The sequence below is a fragment of the Roseateles sp. P5_E8 genome, assembly GCF_054177665.1.
The window spans coordinates 1-763 of the sequence record NZ_JBGCUM010000142.1; the positions used below are offsets into that span (position 1 = coordinate 1).

1 protein-coding gene is annotated in these 763 nt (G+C 65.5%); it reads right to left on the bottom strand.

Annotation, left to right across the window (positions count from 1 at the left end; all coding sequences use genetic code 11):
- On the bottom strand, positions 1-763 hold a 763-nt coding region (locus ACXRVZ_RS27670), incomplete at both ends, for a TIM-barrel domain-containing protein (RefSeq protein ID WP_458233139.1).

A 763-nucleotide genomic window follows, 5' to 3' on the forward strand; every position in this document is an offset into this window, starting at 1 on the left:
ATCAGGCCGGAACTGGATCCAGCGCTTGTAGACGGCCGGCGGCGGGTTGCCCTCGAAGCCACCGATGTCGTGGCTCCAGAAGGCGAAGCCGCAGGAGGTGAGCGACAGGCCGCCTCTGAGGCTCTCGGCCATGGACTCGAACGTGCTCCAGCAGTCACCGCCCCAGTGCACCGGGAAGCGCTGGCCGGAGGCGTAGGTCGAGCGAGCGAAGACGATGGCGTCCTTGCCCTGCACTTCCTCCAGCAGTTCGAACACCGCCTGGTTGTATTGCAGCGCGTAGAGGTTGTGCATCTCGACGGGGTCGGAGCCGTCGAAGTAGGTCACGCCCTCGCTGGGGATGCGCTCGCCGAAGTCGGTCTTGAAGCAGTCGGCGCCCTGGGCCAGCAGGCGGCGCAGGTGGCTCTGGTACCAGGCCTTGGCGGCCGGGTTCGTGAAGTCCACGATGGCCATGCCGGGTTGCCACTGGTCGGTCTGGAACGTCAGCCCGTTCGTGCGCTTGATGAAGTAGCCGTTCTTGACCCCTTCAGCAAACAGCGGCGACTTCTGCGCCACGTACGGGTTGATCCAGAGGCTGATCTTCAGGCCCTTGTCGTGCAGGCGCTTGAGCATGGCCTCGGGCTCGGGGAAGCCGCGCGGGTCCCAGGCGAAGTCGCACCACTGGAACTCGCGCATCCAGAAGCAGTCGAAGTGGAAGACGGCCAGCGGCAGGTCGCGGCGCTTCATCTCGTCGATGAAGTGGGTGGCCGTGGCCTCGTCGTATTGC